Genomic DNA, 15,196 nt, shown 5'->3' with positions numbered 1-15,196 from the left:
TTGTGTATAAGCCGTCAGCGTTCATGCTGCCGGATTCCCATTATGATAAAGAAAAGGCCGACCGGGCCGTCGCTTTTATCGAAAATCTCTGTCATACCAAAGGAAAATGGGCCGGTAAACCTTTCCTGCTCCTGCCCTGGCAGGAACAGATCGTGCGTGATTTGTTCGGTATCGTGAAGGAAGACGGGAAACGGCAGTTCCTGACGGCCTATATAGAGATACCAAAGAAGAACGGGAAACAGCTCGCATTAGACACGCCGATTCCAACCCCGGACGGGTGGAAAACCATGGGAACCATTGCCATTGGGGATTGCGTTTTCGATGAGCGGGGAAAGCCATGTCATGTGGTGGCGAAAAGTCTGATAGATGACACGGAGCAGGCCTATGAGCTGGTTTTCCGTGATGGCGGCCGGATTGTGGCCGGGGAACGGCATTTGTGGGATGTGGAGTACATCCATGGAAAGACAAGGGCGAAACGCTGGACAACGGGCGAGATTTACCGCCGTACCCGGCAGTATCGTGAAACGTTCAGCGACAACCGTTCCATCATACGGATTCCCGTAAATGAACCTTTACATCTTCCAGAGGCAAACCTTCCTGTAGACCCGTATCTGTATGGCTACTGGCTGGGGAATGGCTGCGCAACGAAGCCGGAAATCACTGTCCGGGATTGCGATGTGGATGACCTTATTTCATTCATCCCTTACCCTCTGCATAATCGGTATCCACAGACCTGCGGCGGCAGCGAAATCCTGGTCTATAAAGAACTGAAGAACATTCTGGTGCCGCACTTCAGAGAAAAAGTTATCCGGCCGGAATACCTGCGGTCATCGGAACATCAACGATGGGAACTGCTTCAGGGACTCATGGATTCTGATGGCTGTGTAAGTGATGTCAAAGGCCAGAGTATCTACGTCAGTACCATCCGGCAGCTGGCGGAATCTGTACAGGAACTCTTGTGGACGCTGGGAATCAAGAATTCTCTGACTACCTGTCCGTCTACCCGTTACGGGGAGCCGACCGGGGAAATACTATATCAGATCCGGTTCACAGCCTTTACTGACCAGCCGGTCAGCAAACTTCATCGAAAAAGCATCCGCAGACAGGAGCGTGTGAAACAGACACGTTCCTGTTTTCATTATTTGAAAGAAATCCGGATGCTTGACTATAAAGTCAAAATGCAGTGCATCCAGGTGGATAGCCCGTCCCATTGCTACCTGGCCGGGCGGAATATGGTCAAAACGCACAACAGTGAACTGGCAGCGGCTATTGCCCTGTACCTTCTCTACGCCGACAATGAACCGAGCGCGGAAGTCTATGGCGCAGCCTGTGACCGCAACCAGGCTTCCATCGTCTTTGATGTCGCCAGGCAGATGGTGGAAATGAGTCCCGCGCTCCTGCGCCGTTCCAAGATACGGTCGGCAGGGAAGCGGATCATCAACTACCGCAACGCCGGGTTCTACCAGGTGCTTTCTGCTGAAACAGGAACCAAGCACGGGCTGAATGTTTCGGGTCTTGTATTTGACGAAATCCACGCCCAGCCGAATCGGAAGCTCTACGATGTGCTGACCAAAGGTTCCGGCGATGCCCGGGAACAGCCGCTCTTTTTCATCATCACCACAGCAGGCAACGACAAGAACAGCATCTGTTATGAGCTGCATACCAAGGCCCTGGATTTGATGCAGGGCCGTAAGAAAGATTATACGTTCTATCCTGTCGTGTATGGCTTGGAAGCTGACGAAGACTGGACGGATGAAGCCAACTGGTACAAGGCGAACCCGTCCCTGGGACACACCATCAAAATTGAGCGTGTCCGGGAAGCGTATCAGAACGCCATCGAGAATCCTGCCGAGGAGAATGTGTTCAAACAGCTCCGGCTGAATATCTGGACATCGGCCAGCATCCGATGGATTCCGGAGCAGGTCTACGATAAAGGGAATCTTCCCATCGATTTGGATTCTCTCCGGGGGCGTATGTGTTACGGCGGTCTGGATTTGTCCAGCACGTCAGATATCACGGCTCTGGTTCTGGCCTTTCCGCCACGGACTGAAGAAGAAAAGTATGTGCTTCTGCCGTTCTTCTGGCTGCCGGAAGACACTCTGGAACTGCGGTGCCGCCGGGACCATGTCCTTTACGATGTCTGGCAGAAACAGGGCTTCATCCAGACTACGGAAGGGAACGTCATCCATTACGGCTTCATTGAAAAATTTATCGAACACTTGGGCGAAACCTACAATATCCGGGAAATCGCCTACGACAGGTGGAACGCCACCCAGATGGTGCAGAACCTGGAAGACATGGGGGTTACCATGGTTCCCTTCGGCCAAGGGTTCAAGGATATGTCGCCGCCGTCGAAAGAGCTGTTCAAGCTCCTGATGGAAGGGAATATCATCCATGGCGGAAATCCTGTTCTCAAATGGATGGCGGGCAATGTTGTCATGAGGCAGGACCCTGCGGGAAACATTAAGCCGGATAAAGAAAAATCCGTCGAAAAAATCGACGGAATCGTGGCGTCCATCATGGCGCTGGACCGCTGTATCCGCAACGGAGCAGGCTGTAGCAGTGTCTATGATGAACGGGGCGTTATTGTTTTTTGAGTAATTGGATACGTGCTTCTATTTCTTTCAGAGCTTTTTTATGAAGCATTTCAGGTTCTACGGCGTGACTGCGTGAATCCCATAGTTCTTGTAGTGCTTTTATTGCTAAGTTAGTACCTAAAAGCTGAGCGGCAAAGGCATCAGCTTCTCTTTCAGGAGGAATAACGGTTCCTGGTGGTAGCTTTTTTCTATCTTTCGTTATTGCTGCATATTTTTGATAATGATTTAATACAATATGACCTACTTCATGAAAAATCATAAATAAACATTCCTGCTTTTCTGTTACTAGTCTTTCAAAAAAAATATTACCAATTAAAATATACGGACGGTGATTGGGCGGAATGCTAGTGCAAATAAGTCGATTCTTTGAATGGATAAGTTCATCTTGGCTTAATACGATATTTACGACTCTTTTGCGATTTTCTTTGTCATAAATATATCCGATAATTTTATGGGCCATTAGCTGACATAATGTTTTTATACTGGAGGCGGGTGGGTGGTTGTGCAGGATTAACCGGTAAGGAGAAGCGGGTATATCGTAAATTTTCATGGTATCATCTCCTAATATATATGGTAATTATAGTATTATTTTAAAACAGTTTTTATTAGTATTCAACTTGTTCCTATCTGTGAGAAGTCATAGATACTTTTTTTTGTGCCCGAATTCAGGAGGTAATTTATGAAAATTCCATTCTTGTCCCAGTTATTTAAGTCGAGGGACAAGCCTCAGAACTATTATATCGGCACGGATTTCCGTTACCTGTTTGGTCTGTCTACGAGCGGCAAGACGGTGAACGAGTTCACGGCCATGCAGACTACAGCCGTGTATGCTTGTGTGCGTATTCTGGCGGAAACCCTGGCGGCCCTGCCGCTCCAGATGTACCGCTACACGCCGGGCGGCAAGGAACGGGTCTATGACCACCCGCTGTACCATCTGCTCCATGATGAGCCAAATCCGGAGATGACATCGTTCATCTTCAGGGAAACGCTTATGAGCCACCTGCTCATCTGGGGCAACGCCTACGCCCAGATTATCCGTGACCGCCTGGGAAGGGTGCAAGGATTGTATCCACTGCGGCCGGATAAGATGACCGTGTGCCGGGATGATCAGGGACGGATTTTTTATCTGTACACCAAGACCAGTGATGAGAATCCGAACATCAGGCCATATGGGCAGGTGGCCCTGCCTAAGGAAGAAGTACTGCATATCCCCGGCCTTGGCTTTGACGGCCTAGTCGGCTATTCGCCCATTGCCATGGCACGGAACGCCGTAGGTATGACCATGGCCTGCGAGGAATACGGCGCTTCTTTCTTTGCCAACGGTGCCAGCCCCAGCGGTGTGTTAGAGCATCCGGGTGTTCTCAAGGACCCGGCAAAAATCAGGGATTCTTGGAACGCTGTCTATCAGGGGAGCGCCAATGCCCACAAGGTAGCTGTACTGGAAGAGGGCATGAAGTACCAGCAGATCGGTATCCCGCCGGAAGAAGCACAGTTTTTGGAAACGCGGAAATTCCAGCTGAACGAAATCGCAAGGCTCTACCGCATCCCGCCGCACATGATTGGGGACCTGGAGAAAAGCTCCTTCAATAACATCGAGCAGCAGTCCATGGAATTTGTAAAGTACACCCTGGACCCGTGGGTCATCCGCTGGGAACAAGCCATGCAGAAAGCCTTGTTTCTGCCAGAAGAGAAGAAGCAGTATTTTCTCAAGTTCAACGTCAACGGCCTGATGCGCGGCGATTATGAGAGCCGCATGACCGGCTACAGCATCGGCCGGCAGAATGGCTGGCTGTCTGCCAATGATATCCGGGAAATGGAAGATATGAACCCTGTACCGGATGAGGAGGGCGGCAATCTGTATCTTGTGAACGGCAGCATGACGAAACTCAAGGATGCCGGGGCTTTTGCCCAGAAGGGAGACACGAATGAAACATAAATTTTGGAAGTGGGTGACAAACGAAGCGCCGGATTCCTTCGGCAGTGAACGCACCCTCTACCTGGACGGCCAGATTTCCGACGAAACCTGGTGGGGCGATGAGGTGACGCCGAAGGCGTTCAAGGATGAACTGAACGCAGGAAGCGGCGACATCACGCTCTGGATCAACAGCCCGGGTGGTGACTGTTTTGCAGCCGCGCAGATTTATAACCTGCTCATGGATTATCCGGGCAACGTCACGGTCAAGATTGATGGTTTGGCGGCTTCGGCCGCTTCTGTCATTGCCATGGCCGGGACAAAAGTCTGTATGTCGCCGGTGGCCATGCTGATGATCCACAATCCGGCGACCCTGGCCTATGGGGATCAGGCAGAGATGGAAAAGACCATCGGCATGCTGAGCGAGGTCAAGGAAAGCATCATCAATGCCTACGAGATTAAGAGCGGCCTAGCCCGCACGAAGATTTCTCACATGATGGATAACGAGACCTGGCTCAATGCCAAAAAGGCCGTGGAACTTGGCTTTGCTGATGAAATCCTTTTTGATCAGAAGAAGGACGATGGAGAGCAACCAGAAGCCATGATTTATACTCCTGTCACTGTCACCAATTCGTTAGTACAAAAACTAAAACCTCATGAACCGATTCATAAAGTGCCAGCCGCTTCCTTAGAGAAACGGCTGGCATTGCTCATTCATTGACAGGAGGACAAATACAATGGATACGATTTTAGCACTGCGTGAGAAGCGCAAGAACCTCTGGGATGCGGCGAAAGCCTTCCTGGATACGGCCCGCGATGAGAACGGCATGGTATCGGCAGAAGATGCATCCCGGTATGACAAGATGGAAACGGATGTGGTGAATCTGGGCAAGGAAATCGACCGTCTGGAACGCCAGCAGCAGCTCGATGCCCAGCTGGCCCAGCCGACATCTTCTCCCATCACGGAACAGCCCGGTACGGGGAACCAGGTTCCGGAAAAGAAAGGCTGTGCATCCCTGGCTTACCAGAAAGCCTTCTGGGACAGCATCCGCCATAAAAACTTCATCGATGTACAGAACGCCCTGAGCGTGGGCACGGATGCTGATGGCGGCTACCTGGTGCCGGATGAATTTGAGCATCAGCTCATCGACAAGCTCCAGGAAGAGAACTTCTTCCGCAGCCTGGCGACGGTCATCCATACCAGCGGCGACCGCAAGATTCCCGTCGTGACGGGACATGGCGAAGCGTCCTGGATGGAAGAGAACGGCCTCTATCCGGACAGCCAGGATACCTTCGGCCAGCAGTCCATCGGGGCGTACAAGCTGGGTACGGCTATCCGTGTATCGGAAGAACTCCTGAATGACAGCGTCTTCGACCTGGAAAGCTATATCGCCGGAGAATTTGCCCGCCGTATCGGAACGAAGGAAGAAGAAGCTTTCCTCACGGGCGACGGGAAGAACAAGCCGACTGGCGTGTTCCCGTCTGCGGAACTGGGAGTGACGGCCAATGGCGCATCCATCACCTTTGATGATGTCATCGACCTGTATCACTCCCTGCGTATCCCGTACCGCCGCAAGGCCGTATGGCTCCTGAACGATGCTACGATCAAGGCCTTGCGCAAAATCAAAGACAACAACGGCAACTACATCTGGCAGCCGTCCGTCACGGCCGGGACACCGGATACCATCCTGAACCGTCCCTGCTACTGCACATCCTTTGCCCCGGAACTGGCGGCCGGCAACCGTCCCATGCTCTTCGGCGATTTCAGCTACTATTGGATTGCCGACCGGGAATACCGCTCCTTCAAGCGGCTCAACGAACTGTATGCCGCCAACGGTCAGATTGGTTTCCTCGCAAGCCAGCGCGTCGATGGCATGCTGATGTTGAAGGAAGCGGTCAAGGCCCTGGAGATGAAGGCGAAGGGATAAGCCATGCTGGTCAGCCTGGAAGAAGCCAGGGAATATCTGCGGATTGATGAGGATGATACGTCCAATGATGACGTCATCCTGTCTTCCCTGGAAACGGCCCAGGCCTTGTGCCTGGACTTGGCCCGCTGCGAGGAAGCGGATGCCGAAGAGAATCCCGTCGTGTTTCATGAAGCCATCCTCTATGCCGCTGCCTTTTTGTATGAGCATCGGGAAGAAGCCGATTATTCCGGCCTGCTGAAGCGGCTGCGGTGGCTGCTGTTCGGGGTGCGGCGGAGCTATTTTTGAAAGGGGGATGCCTATGAAGACCGGGCTTTTGAACAAGCGAATTGAAATTCTGGGGAAGCAGGCGGCGACGGATGAATACGGCTTTGATACCCAGGCCGACGTCGTGGTGTACCGCTGCTGGGCATCCATTGAGCCTGCCCGGGGCAAAGTGTTCTATGAGATGGAACGCAAGGCGGATACGGAGTACAGCAAGATTACCATCCGCTGGCGTCCGGGCGTCACTCATGACATGAAGGTGAAGTACCAGAATCACCTGTATGACATCGACACCATCGTGGACCCGTACATGCGCCACGAAGCCCTGGAACTGTACTGCACGGAAGAAGTGAGGGGGATGGACAATGAGCGGAAGTGACTTTGAGGTCAAAGGATTGGATGACCTTTCGGAAAAACTGCTTTCTATCATTGAAGAGTTTCCCGGCACTGCCGAAAAGGGCCTAGTGACGCTTGGCAACAAGCTCAGGAAGGAATGCGTGAAGAACACGCCGGAAGGCAGCACGGGCAAGCTGAAGAAAGGCTGGAAGCACAAGGTGGAAGGCTATAACGGTTCGGAGCTGACCTATGAACTGGTCAATCGGCACCCGGTCCATCACCTGCTCAATAACGGCCATGTCAAGAAAACGCCGGGCGGCAGGACCGTTGGCTATTATGAAGGCCAGCATTATACGGAGAAATCCGTCAAAGCCTTCGAAGCCCGGGAATTGCAGCCAGGCCTGGAGAAACTGGCGAAAAAGCTCCTGAAGAAAGCAGGCGGCACATGATCCATGACATTGACATCCTGCAGGCCATACAGCAGAAGCTGAAGGAACGGTTCCCGTATCCCGTGTACCTGCAGGAAGTGAAGGAAGGGTTCTGTCCGCCAGCGTTTTTCCTGAAGACGATGACGGTGGCTTCGCCCCAGGGACGCAAGGAAGTGTACCGGGATACGGATATGTACATCACCTATATACCGCAGAAGCAGACGGCCAGCACATCCATCTATGAAGTGCTGGCTGCTGCAGAAGACCTGTTCCGTGACGGGATTGCCGTCCAGGACAGGTTTTTTGCTGTCCTCTCGATGAACGAGGAACTCATCGGGTCCGACAACGATGGCGGCCGGCTGACGCTGACCGTCCAGTACTATGATTCCGCCGATGAAACGGAAGCAGCCGAACGGATGAAAGTGCTGCATCAGCGGTATCAGGGAAAGGAGACAACGAAACATGAAAATGCCATCCATTAATGTCGTGTTCAAGGAAAAAGGCATCAGCGCCATCGAGCGCAGTGAGCGCGGCATTGTCCTCATGATCCTGAAGGAAGAGACCCTGCCTTCGGTGACAGAAGTGAATCTGTACACGGCAGATGACATCCCCAAGGAACTGTCCGACAGCAACCGGGAGCAGCTAGAACTGGCGCTCCGGGGCTATGTGAACAGCCCGAAGAAGGTCATCGCCGAAATCATCAGCAGTGAAGCCGAGGACTATACGGATATCCTGAAGGTCATCGAGAACAAGCGCTTCGATTACCTGGTCATCCCGGACATCGGAACGTCGCACATCGATACCATCGCCACCTGGGTCAAGGGGATGCGTATCAATAAAGACAAGATGATCAAGGCCGTCCTGCCAGACTGTACGGCAGATACGGAAGGCGTCATCAACTTCGTCAACAAGACCATCCGCACGAAGAGCAAGACCTATACGACGGCCCAGTACTGCAGCCGCATTGCCGGCATCATCGCCGGGACGCCCATGACGATTTCCTGCACCTACGCACCGCTGCCGGAAGTCATCGGCTGCGATGTCTGGACGAAAGAGGAAATGGACACCATGGCCGGGGCAGGGAAGTTATTCTTCTTCTTTGACGGTGAAAAGGTGAAACTGGCCCGGGGCATCAACTCCCTGGTGACCACCGTCCAGGACAAGGGGACGAGTTTCCAGAAAATCAAGCTCGTGGACCTGATGGATATGATGCACGATGATATCCGCACGACGGCCCAGGACCATTACCTCGGGAAGTACGCCAACAGCTATGCGAACCGCTGCCTCCTGGTGACGGCCATCCAGGGATATCTTGACCAGCTGGCCCAGGAAGGGCTGCTGGAACAGGACCAGAACACAGCCTATATCGATGTGGAATCCACTAAGATATGGCTGGAATCCAACGGCAAATATACCAAAGCGGAGCTGGCAGACATGTCCGAAATGGACATCAAGCTGGCCAATATCGGAAGCAATGTGTTCATCGCCGTCAAGGCATCGATCCTGGATGCCATGGAAGACGTGACGGTAACTATTCATATTTAGGAGGTGAGGCAGCATGAACAGCATGGAAGCCAAACGGGTCATGAACGGCAAGTACGCCGACCTTTATATCGACGGTGATCTAATGGCGGAAGCAACGGCATTTAAGGCCGAGGTCACGCTGACCAAGGAAGAAGTGAAGATGCTCCGCCATGTGGGCAAGGGCTACAAGGTCACAGGCTACGACTGCAAAGGCCAGCTGAAGCTGCACAAGGTGTCGAGCTACATGATCCGGAAGATGAACGACAACATCAAGGCGGGCAGGCAAACTGTCGTGACCATCGTCTCCGTCCTGGATGACAAGGATGCCATCGGCAGTGAGCGCATCGTCATCAAGGATGCGACCTTTGACAGCCTGATTCTGGCTGACTGGGAAGTGGACAAGATGGGTGAGGAAAGCTACAGCTTCACCTTCTCAGACTGGGATTTACTGGATTTAGCATAAGGAGAACAAGCACATGAATATGGTAGACCGGCTGCTGAAAGCAGATGTAGTGAACAAGCTGGCCGAACGGCCTGAAAAGAAAGTGAAGATGGAACGGCTCTCGAAGCTGTTCGGATTCGATTTTGTCATCACGCTCCGGGCCATCGACCCGGAACGCTATGCAGATATCCAGAAGATGGCCGTGGACTTCACCAACGGCAGTGCCGATAACATCGACATTTATCAGATGCAGACCCAGACGCTCCTGGCGGGGATTGCAGACCCCGATCTCAAGAACAAGGACCTGCTGGAAAAATTCGGGGCCGTACTCCCTGGTGACATCATCCGCAAGCTCTTTCTGGCCGGAGAGATTGCCGACCTTACGGCACAGATTACGGAACTCAACGGCTACACTACGCAGAAAAAAGCGGATGAAGCCGTAAAAAACTGATCCGGACCGATGGCGAAGTGCAGGCGATGTATCTCCTGTTCCGGGAGCATCACCTGCTGCCGTCAGCGGTCATGAAACTAGGATACGGTGAACGGCAGGTGTTGTACGCTTTTGTTCGGTATGAGATGGAAGAACGCAATAAAAAAGTATCTTCAACATTATCGGATTAACTGTTGAAAATACGGCTATCTGGCATAAAGTCATAAGGTAGGCTCAATCCACTTAGATATTTCATAGACGAAGTCGCTTTTTTTCTTGCATTGTGGGTGGCCGACACGTAGTACATGAAAGGCTTGATTGCCCAGCGTGGAAATGGCTTCCTGCCAGGGCATTTTTCTTTTCCCAATATCTTTAAAACCGTTGTAATGAATATTATAACGGTCAAAGACGTTAGGGATGTAATCGTCATAATACCAAGATGTATAAAAAATGACATGAGTAGGATGTATTACCTTTAATTCCTGCTGAAGGACTTTTAGGTTTAGGATACAGTTGGATTTTACAAAATCTGAGGTAGTATCCTTTCCTCCGGAATTGTTGCATTTGACAATATTGGTAAATGCGATGTGTTCTATGGAATCGTCACCGAATATTCTCAGAGTGATAGCACGAGTATAGCTCCAGTATGGCCAGCTTTTGTTCCACAGAGATTCACGGGTATATTGAAAGGGATTGCGGAAGCCGTCTTCAATCGTGCCGGGATTGTTTCTGGCATTTTTACCGACAAATAGAATTCTCTTGGAAGTTTTATTAAAATCGGAACCTACGCACCAACAGCCAATCGGCAAGGATAAACGCTCTCTCTTATGACATTCTTCACAGATTTTGCAAGTTCCAAGCTCCATATGGTGATATCGTTCAGCTAATCTTTTTTCTGTTTCATTGAAATAGCGCATTGGAATTCCTCCGTAAAGATAGATTTCTTTTATCTTACTATATTTTTATAGCTGTAACAACATTAAGAGGTGATACCTATTGGCCAATAACGTCATCGATGCGGCTATCCGTTTGCGGGATTTGTTTACGCCGACGGTGCGGAGCGTCAATGCCAGCCTGGGAACCATGAAGGCCCAGATGGCGGCGGCAAAACAATCGATCAGCGGCCTGTCGGACAAGCTGACGGAGCATGAGCGCATCCAGAAACGGACGGCAAAGAGCATCGAGCAGACGGGAAGCAAAATTTCCGGTATGTCAGACAAGATGGCCCTGCTGTCGGCACCTATCCTGGCGGCTGCGACGGCAGGCTTCAAGCTGCACAGCGACTTTGCCAATGGCATCGCCAAAATTTCGACTCTGGTGGATACGACGGTCGTTTCCATGCAGAAGGTCAGTGATGAAATCCGTGCTGTCAGCGATGAGACCGGGGCAGGCGTTGCCGACCTTTCCGAATCGGTCTACCAGGCCATCTCGGCGGGTGTTGATGCCGGCCATGCTGTAGGCTTTGTCAAGGATATGACCATCGCCGCCAAGGCCGGGTTCACAGATACGATAACTGCCGTAAACGGCGTCACGACCGTCCTCAATGCCTATGGTAAATCGGCAGAAGAGGCCACGGCGGTGACGGACCAGATGCTCCTGGCACAGAACTTCGGCAAGACATCCTTTGGCGAGATGGCCCAGTCCATGGGCAACGTCATCCCCATTGCGGCACAGCTCAATGTCAGCACCCAGGAACTGTTCGGTTCCATTGCCGTCCTGACCAAGAACGGTATCCGGACCAGCGAGGCCATTACAGGACTCAAGGCGGCCTACAGCAACATTCTGAAGCCGTCTTCTGAAGCGGCGAAACTGGCTCAGTCCCTTGGTCTTGAGTTCAACGCGGCTCATTTGCAGAGCGTAGGATGGGTGAAGTTCCTGGGCGAAGTGAAGCGGGCCACGGGCGGTGATGCCGAACAGATGGCCCAGCTCTTTGGTTCTGTCGAGGGCCTGAACAGCATCCTGGTCCTGACGGGCAAGGGAGCCGGGGATTTCGATAAGGTCATGGACCAGATGGCCCAGTCTGCCGGCATGACCCGGGAAGCCTATGAGAAGATGCTGACCCCGTCGGAGCAGATGCAGATTGCTATGAACCAGCTGAAGAATGCCGGGATGGACCTGGCTGTTTCCTTTACCCCTTATTTCAAGACCATGTCCCTGCGGGTGAAGGAACTGGCGGCCTGGTTCCGGTCGCTGACGCCGGAGCAGAAGACGCTGATCGGCCAAGTGGCTTTCGGCATCGTGACCTTCCAGCTCTTCGGTTCCACCCTGGGACGGGTGCTGACGATAGGCGGACGGGCCTTTGGGACGTTCAGCTCCATCGCCGCGGGCATCAGCAAGGCCGGGAGCGTATCGAAGTATCTGGCTGCCCAGTTCAAGGGCCTCATCACGGTGGCAAGAGGCATCGCCATCGTTGCCAAAGGCATGGGCAGTACGTTACTGACAGTGGGCAGGCTGATGATTACGGTCATCCGGGCAGTCGGCGCAGCAGCGATGGCCAATCCCATCCTGATTGTCATCGCTGCCGTCATCGCAGGGCTGTATCTCCTCTGGAGCAACTGGGATACGGTTTCGCAGTATATCGAACAGGCCGTCCGGGCGGTGTCGGATGCCGTGGATGCCGGGATGCAATGGATTGCTTCGGCCTGGGACGGGGCCATGAACGGCATCAGCGAGACGGCTTCCAGCATCTGGGAAAGCATCAAGGATACTTTCCGGAGCGGCGTGAACGGGGTCATTGACCAGGTGAACGGACTCATTGCCAGCATCAACGGCCTGTCCATCGACATCCCGTCTCTGACGGGCGGGGCGCCGACTCATGTGGGATTCAATATTGAACCCATCAGTCATTTTTCCGGAGGCGTCGAGAACTTTGGCGGCGGCTTTGCCGTCATCAACGAAGACCGCCGGGGCGAGCTGGTCCATCTGCCAAACGGCAGTACCGTGGTCCCTCATGACGAAAGTATCAGGCAGGCCATGAATGCAGGCAGCCCCTCCATCACTATTCGCATCGACACGATGAACGTCCGCAGCGAGCAGGACATCGACGCCGTAGCCGACAAGCTGGTGGAAAAGATCCGGCTGTACGGCATGAACCGCATGAAAGGAGCGACCATCTGATGGCCTCATTCTTAGAATCCATCCTGAATGCCATCGGGCAGGCGTCACAGGATCTGACGATTTCCCTGGCTGCGGGCAGCTCTGTCGTGACCTTTCCCGTGCTGCCTTCGGAACTGATGGTTTCTGTCAATACGAATCATGGCACGGTGAATATCAACAACTACGGGGAGTATCTCATGAAAGGCAGGACCGGGCTGAAGTCCCTGACGCTGGCGGGATTTTTCCCCGCCCAGGATTATCCCTTTGCTATGATGACGATGTCGCCTTATACCTATATCGCCGAACTGGAAGCCATGCGTACAGGCGGCGAGGTCTGCCAGCTCACGGTATCGGACACGCCTATCTCCATGCCCTGCCTGATCAGCTCCTTCAAGTTCGGGGAAAAGGACGGCAGCGGCGATGTGTATTATGAACTGGCGCTGACGGAATACCGCTATGTCACAGCGGCGGAAACAGGGAAAACGGATCCGGCAACGGGGCTGAAGAAACGCCCTGAGTCGTTCTGGCAGAAGCTGAAGAAGAATATCACCTATTATCCGGGCGACAGCATCGGCAATGTCGTGGGCCGGGCCGTCGGGAAATCGGTTACGCTCAATAAGGAGCAGTTCTCCAAGTTCCAGGTCTACCGCAGCATCATCCGCAGCGGCGGCCTATCGGCGGGGGACATCATCCGGCTGACGACCATTAACCTGAAAAGGAATGATGAAAATGTTCCAGTTGGCAAAGATAAATAAGGCCGATACGGAAAACCAGCAGGCAGATAAACCGCAGAACACGGACTTGTCTGCCTATGCCCTTTCCTATACCTGGTCGGGCGATGTGGAGCAGGCCGGGAGAAAGCTGGAATTTGATATCGCCTATACCACGAAAGACAAGGACTGGACGAATGCCGTTTTGGAGCTGGGAGATGAAGTGTGTTTTTCCTATACCGATGAGGTCACGCAGGAGACGTATCCCGTTTTCCAGGGACGTATCTTTTCCCGGAGCCGGGACAGCGAGTCCTATGCCATGTGTTTTGTGGCTTTCGATAATATCATCTATCTGGCAAAATCCCGCATTACCCGGAAATACGCCAATGTGACCGTGGCTGATGCCATCCGGCAGACCATCCATGACTTTTCGATTGAAGCCGGGACGATGCCGGACCTTTCTGTGGTGTGCAGTTTCATTGCCGATGACATCTCAGCAACTGATGCCATCAAGCAGGCCCTGTCTTACCAGTCGGCACAAGATGGCAAGGGATATCACATCTACATGACGGACGGGAAGCTGAATGTGGTATGCACCAATGACCAGGTGGTGGAGAACTTCCTCATCAGCGATAAAACGAATCTCACCGGGGCATCTGTGTCCGAGTCCATCGAAGACATGGTGTCGAAAGTGGTGGTCGTAGATAGTGCAGGCCAGACGAAAGGCGAGATGCCGAATGGCACCGACATCGAACGATTCGGCACCATCCAGGCCATCTGCAAGGCCGACCCCAAGCAGGACGATGCCTCGCAGGCCCGGGCCATGCTGAAGACCGTTGCCCATGACATGTCCGTCAAGGCGCTCGGCCATATCCAGTGCATTGCCGGCTTTTCCGTGGACATCCAGGAAGCACAGCTCAAAGGGCGGTTCTTCATCAAATCGGACAGCCATCGGATTGAGGGGAACAAGCACACGATGGATTTGCACTTAGTCTTTAACAAACTGCTGGACGAGCAGAAGCAGGAACTGGACAGTACATCGTACAATGCCAACCCGGATTATGTGCCGCCAGCGGAAACGGAATCGACATCTTCTGTTTCTACAGGTGGCGCTGTGGCTGGCAGCAGTGTGGTCGATGCGTGCATGGCCAATTTCGAGGGTACCGTTTCTCCCTATGGCTCAGAAGGCTGTGTCGACCGGGCGACCATCGCCGCGGCGGGCTATTCCCCTTTCGCAGCGCAGGAATATAACAATGGCGTGAAAGGCTGCGACCAGCTCCGGGCCGATGCCGAAGCGCAGGGTCTGGCTATCCCTTATGACCCGTCGCAGCTCGAAAAGGGCGACATCATCATGTACAACCGCTACAGCAAGCCGGATCCGAACTGGCATGTCGTCGTCTATGACGGGAGCGGCGGCTGCTGGGGCAATAGCTCTAATGTCTATGGCTGCTTTCATCACTACGAAGGCAGCATCGATATGGGAAGCGACTATTATCCGGCAACGATTATCAAGACCTCAAGGGGGTGAGCGT

General features: G+C 53.0%; 16 protein-coding genes. 14 read left to right on the top strand and 2 right to left on the bottom strand.

What is annotated here, in order from left to right:
* The first annotated feature begins 23 nt into the window (after positions 1-23).
* Entirely contained in the window at positions 24-2,597 is a 2,574-nt protein-coding gene (locus ACFWUB_RS01145) for a terminase TerL endonuclease subunit (protein ID WP_416184375.1), read from the top strand.
* Here ACFWUB_RS01145 and ACFWUB_RS01140 read toward each other — a convergent pair.
* The gene (locus ACFWUB_RS01140; RefSeq protein ID WP_170088032.1) at positions 2,584-3,147 is read right to left on the bottom strand and encodes an ImmA/IrrE family metallo-endopeptidase; all 564 of its coding nucleotides are present in this window, start codon (positions 3,145-3,147) and stop codon (positions 2,584-2,586) included. The two genes, ACFWUB_RS01145 and ACFWUB_RS01140, sit on opposite strands and share 14 nt — an antisense overlap.
* Before the next feature lie 129 nt (positions 3,148-3,276).
* Between ACFWUB_RS01140 and ACFWUB_RS01135 the strand changes: the two genes are divergently transcribed.
* From ACFWUB_RS01135 to ACFWUB_RS01090, 10 genes are read left to right on the top strand one after another with little or no spacing between them, the layout of a single operon-like run.
* Positions 3,277-4,533 (top strand): phage portal protein, encoded by a 1,257-nt coding sequence (locus tag ACFWUB_RS01135; RefSeq protein WP_416184057.1) that lies wholly within the window; start codon positions 3,277-3,279, stop codon positions 4,531-4,533.
* A complete protein-coding gene (locus tag ACFWUB_RS01130; RefSeq protein WP_416184056.1) occupies positions 4,523-5,230 on the top strand; it encodes a head maturation protease, ClpP-related in 708 nt (235 codons plus the stop codon). The genes ACFWUB_RS01135 and ACFWUB_RS01130 overlap by 11 nt, the downstream gene beginning before the upstream one ends.
* A 16-nt stretch (positions 5,231-5,246) precedes the next feature.
* A complete protein-coding gene (locus tag ACFWUB_RS01125) occupies positions 5,247-6,437 on the top strand; it encodes a phage major capsid protein (protein ID WP_416184055.1) in 1,191 nt (396 codons plus the stop codon).
* A 3-nt stretch (positions 6,438-6,440) separates the two neighbouring features.
* Entirely contained in the window at positions 6,441-6,722 is a 282-nt protein-coding gene (locus ACFWUB_RS01120; protein WP_416184054.1) for a head-tail connector protein, read from the top strand.
* 28 nt (positions 6,723-6,750) lie between these two features.
* Complete coding sequence (locus tag ACFWUB_RS01115) at positions 6,751-7,077, top strand: phage head closure protein (protein ID WP_416184053.1); 327 nt, start codon at positions 6,751-6,753, stop codon at positions 7,075-7,077.
* Positions 7,064-7,483: an HK97 gp10 family phage protein gene (locus tag ACFWUB_RS01110; protein ID WP_416184052.1), complete on the top strand. Its 420-nt coding sequence runs from the start codon at positions 7,064-7,066 to the stop codon at positions 7,481-7,483. Before ACFWUB_RS01115 ends, ACFWUB_RS01110 begins: the two co-directional genes overlap by 14 nt.
* Positions 7,480-7,944: a phage tail terminator family protein gene (locus ACFWUB_RS01105; RefSeq protein WP_416184051.1), complete on the top strand. Its 465-nt coding sequence runs from the start codon at positions 7,480-7,482 to the stop codon at positions 7,942-7,944. Before ACFWUB_RS01110 ends, ACFWUB_RS01105 begins: the two co-directional genes overlap by 4 nt.
* Positions 7,925-9,007 carry a phage tail sheath subtilisin-like domain-containing protein gene (locus ACFWUB_RS01100; RefSeq protein ID WP_416184050.1) on the top strand — a complete coding sequence of 361 codons (1,083 nt, stop codon included), beginning with the start codon at positions 7,925-7,927 and terminating at the stop codon, positions 9,005-9,007. The genes ACFWUB_RS01105 and ACFWUB_RS01100 overlap by 20 nt, the downstream gene beginning before the upstream one ends.
* A gap of 13 nt (positions 9,008-9,020) precedes the next feature.
* Positions 9,021-9,449, top strand: coding sequence for a phage tail tube protein (locus ACFWUB_RS01095; protein ID WP_022227242.1), 429 nt, complete (start codon positions 9,021-9,023; stop codon positions 9,447-9,449).
* Between the two features lie 13 nt (positions 9,450-9,462).
* Positions 9,463-9,879: a phage tail assembly chaperone gene (locus ACFWUB_RS01090; RefSeq protein ID WP_416184049.1), complete on the top strand. Its 417-nt coding sequence runs from the start codon at positions 9,463-9,465 to the stop codon at positions 9,877-9,879.
* A gap of 200 nt (positions 9,880-10,079) precedes the next feature.
* Here the strand turns inward: ACFWUB_RS01090 and ACFWUB_RS01085 are convergent, their stop codons facing one another.
* Positions 10,080-10,775 (bottom strand): hypothetical protein, encoded by a 696-nt coding sequence (locus tag ACFWUB_RS01085; protein ID WP_416184048.1) that lies wholly within the window; start codon positions 10,773-10,775, stop codon positions 10,080-10,082.
* A 79-nt stretch (positions 10,776-10,854) separates the two neighbouring features.
* On the opposite strand from ACFWUB_RS01085, the gene ACFWUB_RS01080 reads away from it, so the two are divergent.
* Genes ACFWUB_RS01080 through ACFWUB_RS01070 form a run of 3 tightly spaced genes read left to right on the top strand, consistent with a single transcriptional unit; the run spans position 10,855 to position 15,192 of the window.
* Complete coding sequence (locus ACFWUB_RS01080; protein ID WP_416184047.1) at positions 10,855-12,975, top strand: phage tail tape measure protein; 2,121 nt, start codon at positions 10,855-10,857, stop codon at positions 12,973-12,975.
* Positions 12,975-13,709 (top strand): hypothetical protein, encoded by a 735-nt coding sequence (locus ACFWUB_RS01075; RefSeq protein WP_416184046.1) that lies wholly within the window; start codon positions 12,975-12,977, stop codon positions 13,707-13,709. The genes ACFWUB_RS01080 and ACFWUB_RS01075 overlap by 1 nt, the downstream gene beginning before the upstream one ends.
* The gene (locus tag ACFWUB_RS01070) at positions 13,684-15,192 is read left to right on the top strand and encodes a hypothetical protein (RefSeq protein ID WP_416184045.1); all 1,509 of its coding nucleotides are present in this window, start codon (positions 13,684-13,686) and stop codon (positions 15,190-15,192) included. Before ACFWUB_RS01075 ends, ACFWUB_RS01070 begins: the two co-directional genes overlap by 26 nt.
* Positions 15,193-15,196 lie beyond the last annotated feature (4 nt).

The organism is Megasphaera sp., assembly GCF_047831605.1.
In the GTDB taxonomy this organism is placed as follows: Bacteria; Bacillota; Negativicutes; order Veillonellales; family Megasphaeraceae; genus Megasphaera; species Megasphaera intestinihominis.
Note: the sequence above shows the minus strand (reverse complement) of the source record. Positions and strands in the feature narration are given on the sequence as shown.

Coding starts and splice junctions, on each gene's coding strand:
- ACFWUB_RS01140 (WP_170088032.1), bottom strand. CDS start 3,147: ATGAAAATTTACGATATACCCGCTTCTCCTTACCGGTTAATCCTGCAC.
- ACFWUB_RS01070 (WP_416184045.1), top strand. CDS start 13,684: ATGTTCCAGTTGGCAAAGATAAATAAGGCCGATACGGAAAACCAGCAG.
- ACFWUB_RS01120 (WP_416184054.1), top strand. CDS start 6,441: ATGCTGGTCAGCCTGGAAGAAGCCAGGGAATATCTGCGGATTGATGAG.
- ACFWUB_RS01125 (WP_416184055.1), top strand. CDS start 5,247: ATGGATACGATTTTAGCACTGCGTGAGAAGCGCAAGAACCTCTGGGAT.
- ACFWUB_RS01085 (WP_416184048.1), bottom strand. CDS start 10,775: ATGCGCTATTTCAATGAAACAGAAAAAAGATTAGCTGAACGATATCAC.
- ACFWUB_RS01110 (WP_416184052.1), top strand. CDS start 7,064: ATGAGCGGAAGTGACTTTGAGGTCAAAGGATTGGATGACCTTTCGGAA.
- ACFWUB_RS01090 (WP_416184049.1), top strand. CDS start 9,463: ATGAATATGGTAGACCGGCTGCTGAAAGCAGATGTAGTGAACAAGCTG.
- ACFWUB_RS01130 (WP_416184056.1), top strand. CDS start 4,523: ATGAAACATAAATTTTGGAAGTGGGTGACAAACGAAGCGCCGGATTCC.
- ACFWUB_RS01100 (WP_416184050.1), top strand. CDS start 7,925: ATGAAAATGCCATCCATTAATGTCGTGTTCAAGGAAAAAGGCATCAGC.
- ACFWUB_RS01075 (WP_416184046.1), top strand. CDS start 12,975: ATGGCCTCATTCTTAGAATCCATCCTGAATGCCATCGGGCAGGCGTCA.
- ACFWUB_RS01095 (WP_022227242.1), top strand. CDS start 9,021: ATGAACAGCATGGAAGCCAAACGGGTCATGAACGGCAAGTACGCCGAC.
- ACFWUB_RS01145 (WP_416184375.1), top strand. CDS start 24: ATGCTGCCGGATTCCCATTATGATAAAGAAAAGGCCGACCGGGCCGTC.
- ACFWUB_RS01135 (WP_416184057.1), top strand. CDS start 3,277: ATGAAAATTCCATTCTTGTCCCAGTTATTTAAGTCGAGGGACAAGCCT.
- ACFWUB_RS01105 (WP_416184051.1), top strand. CDS start 7,480: ATGATCCATGACATTGACATCCTGCAGGCCATACAGCAGAAGCTGAAG.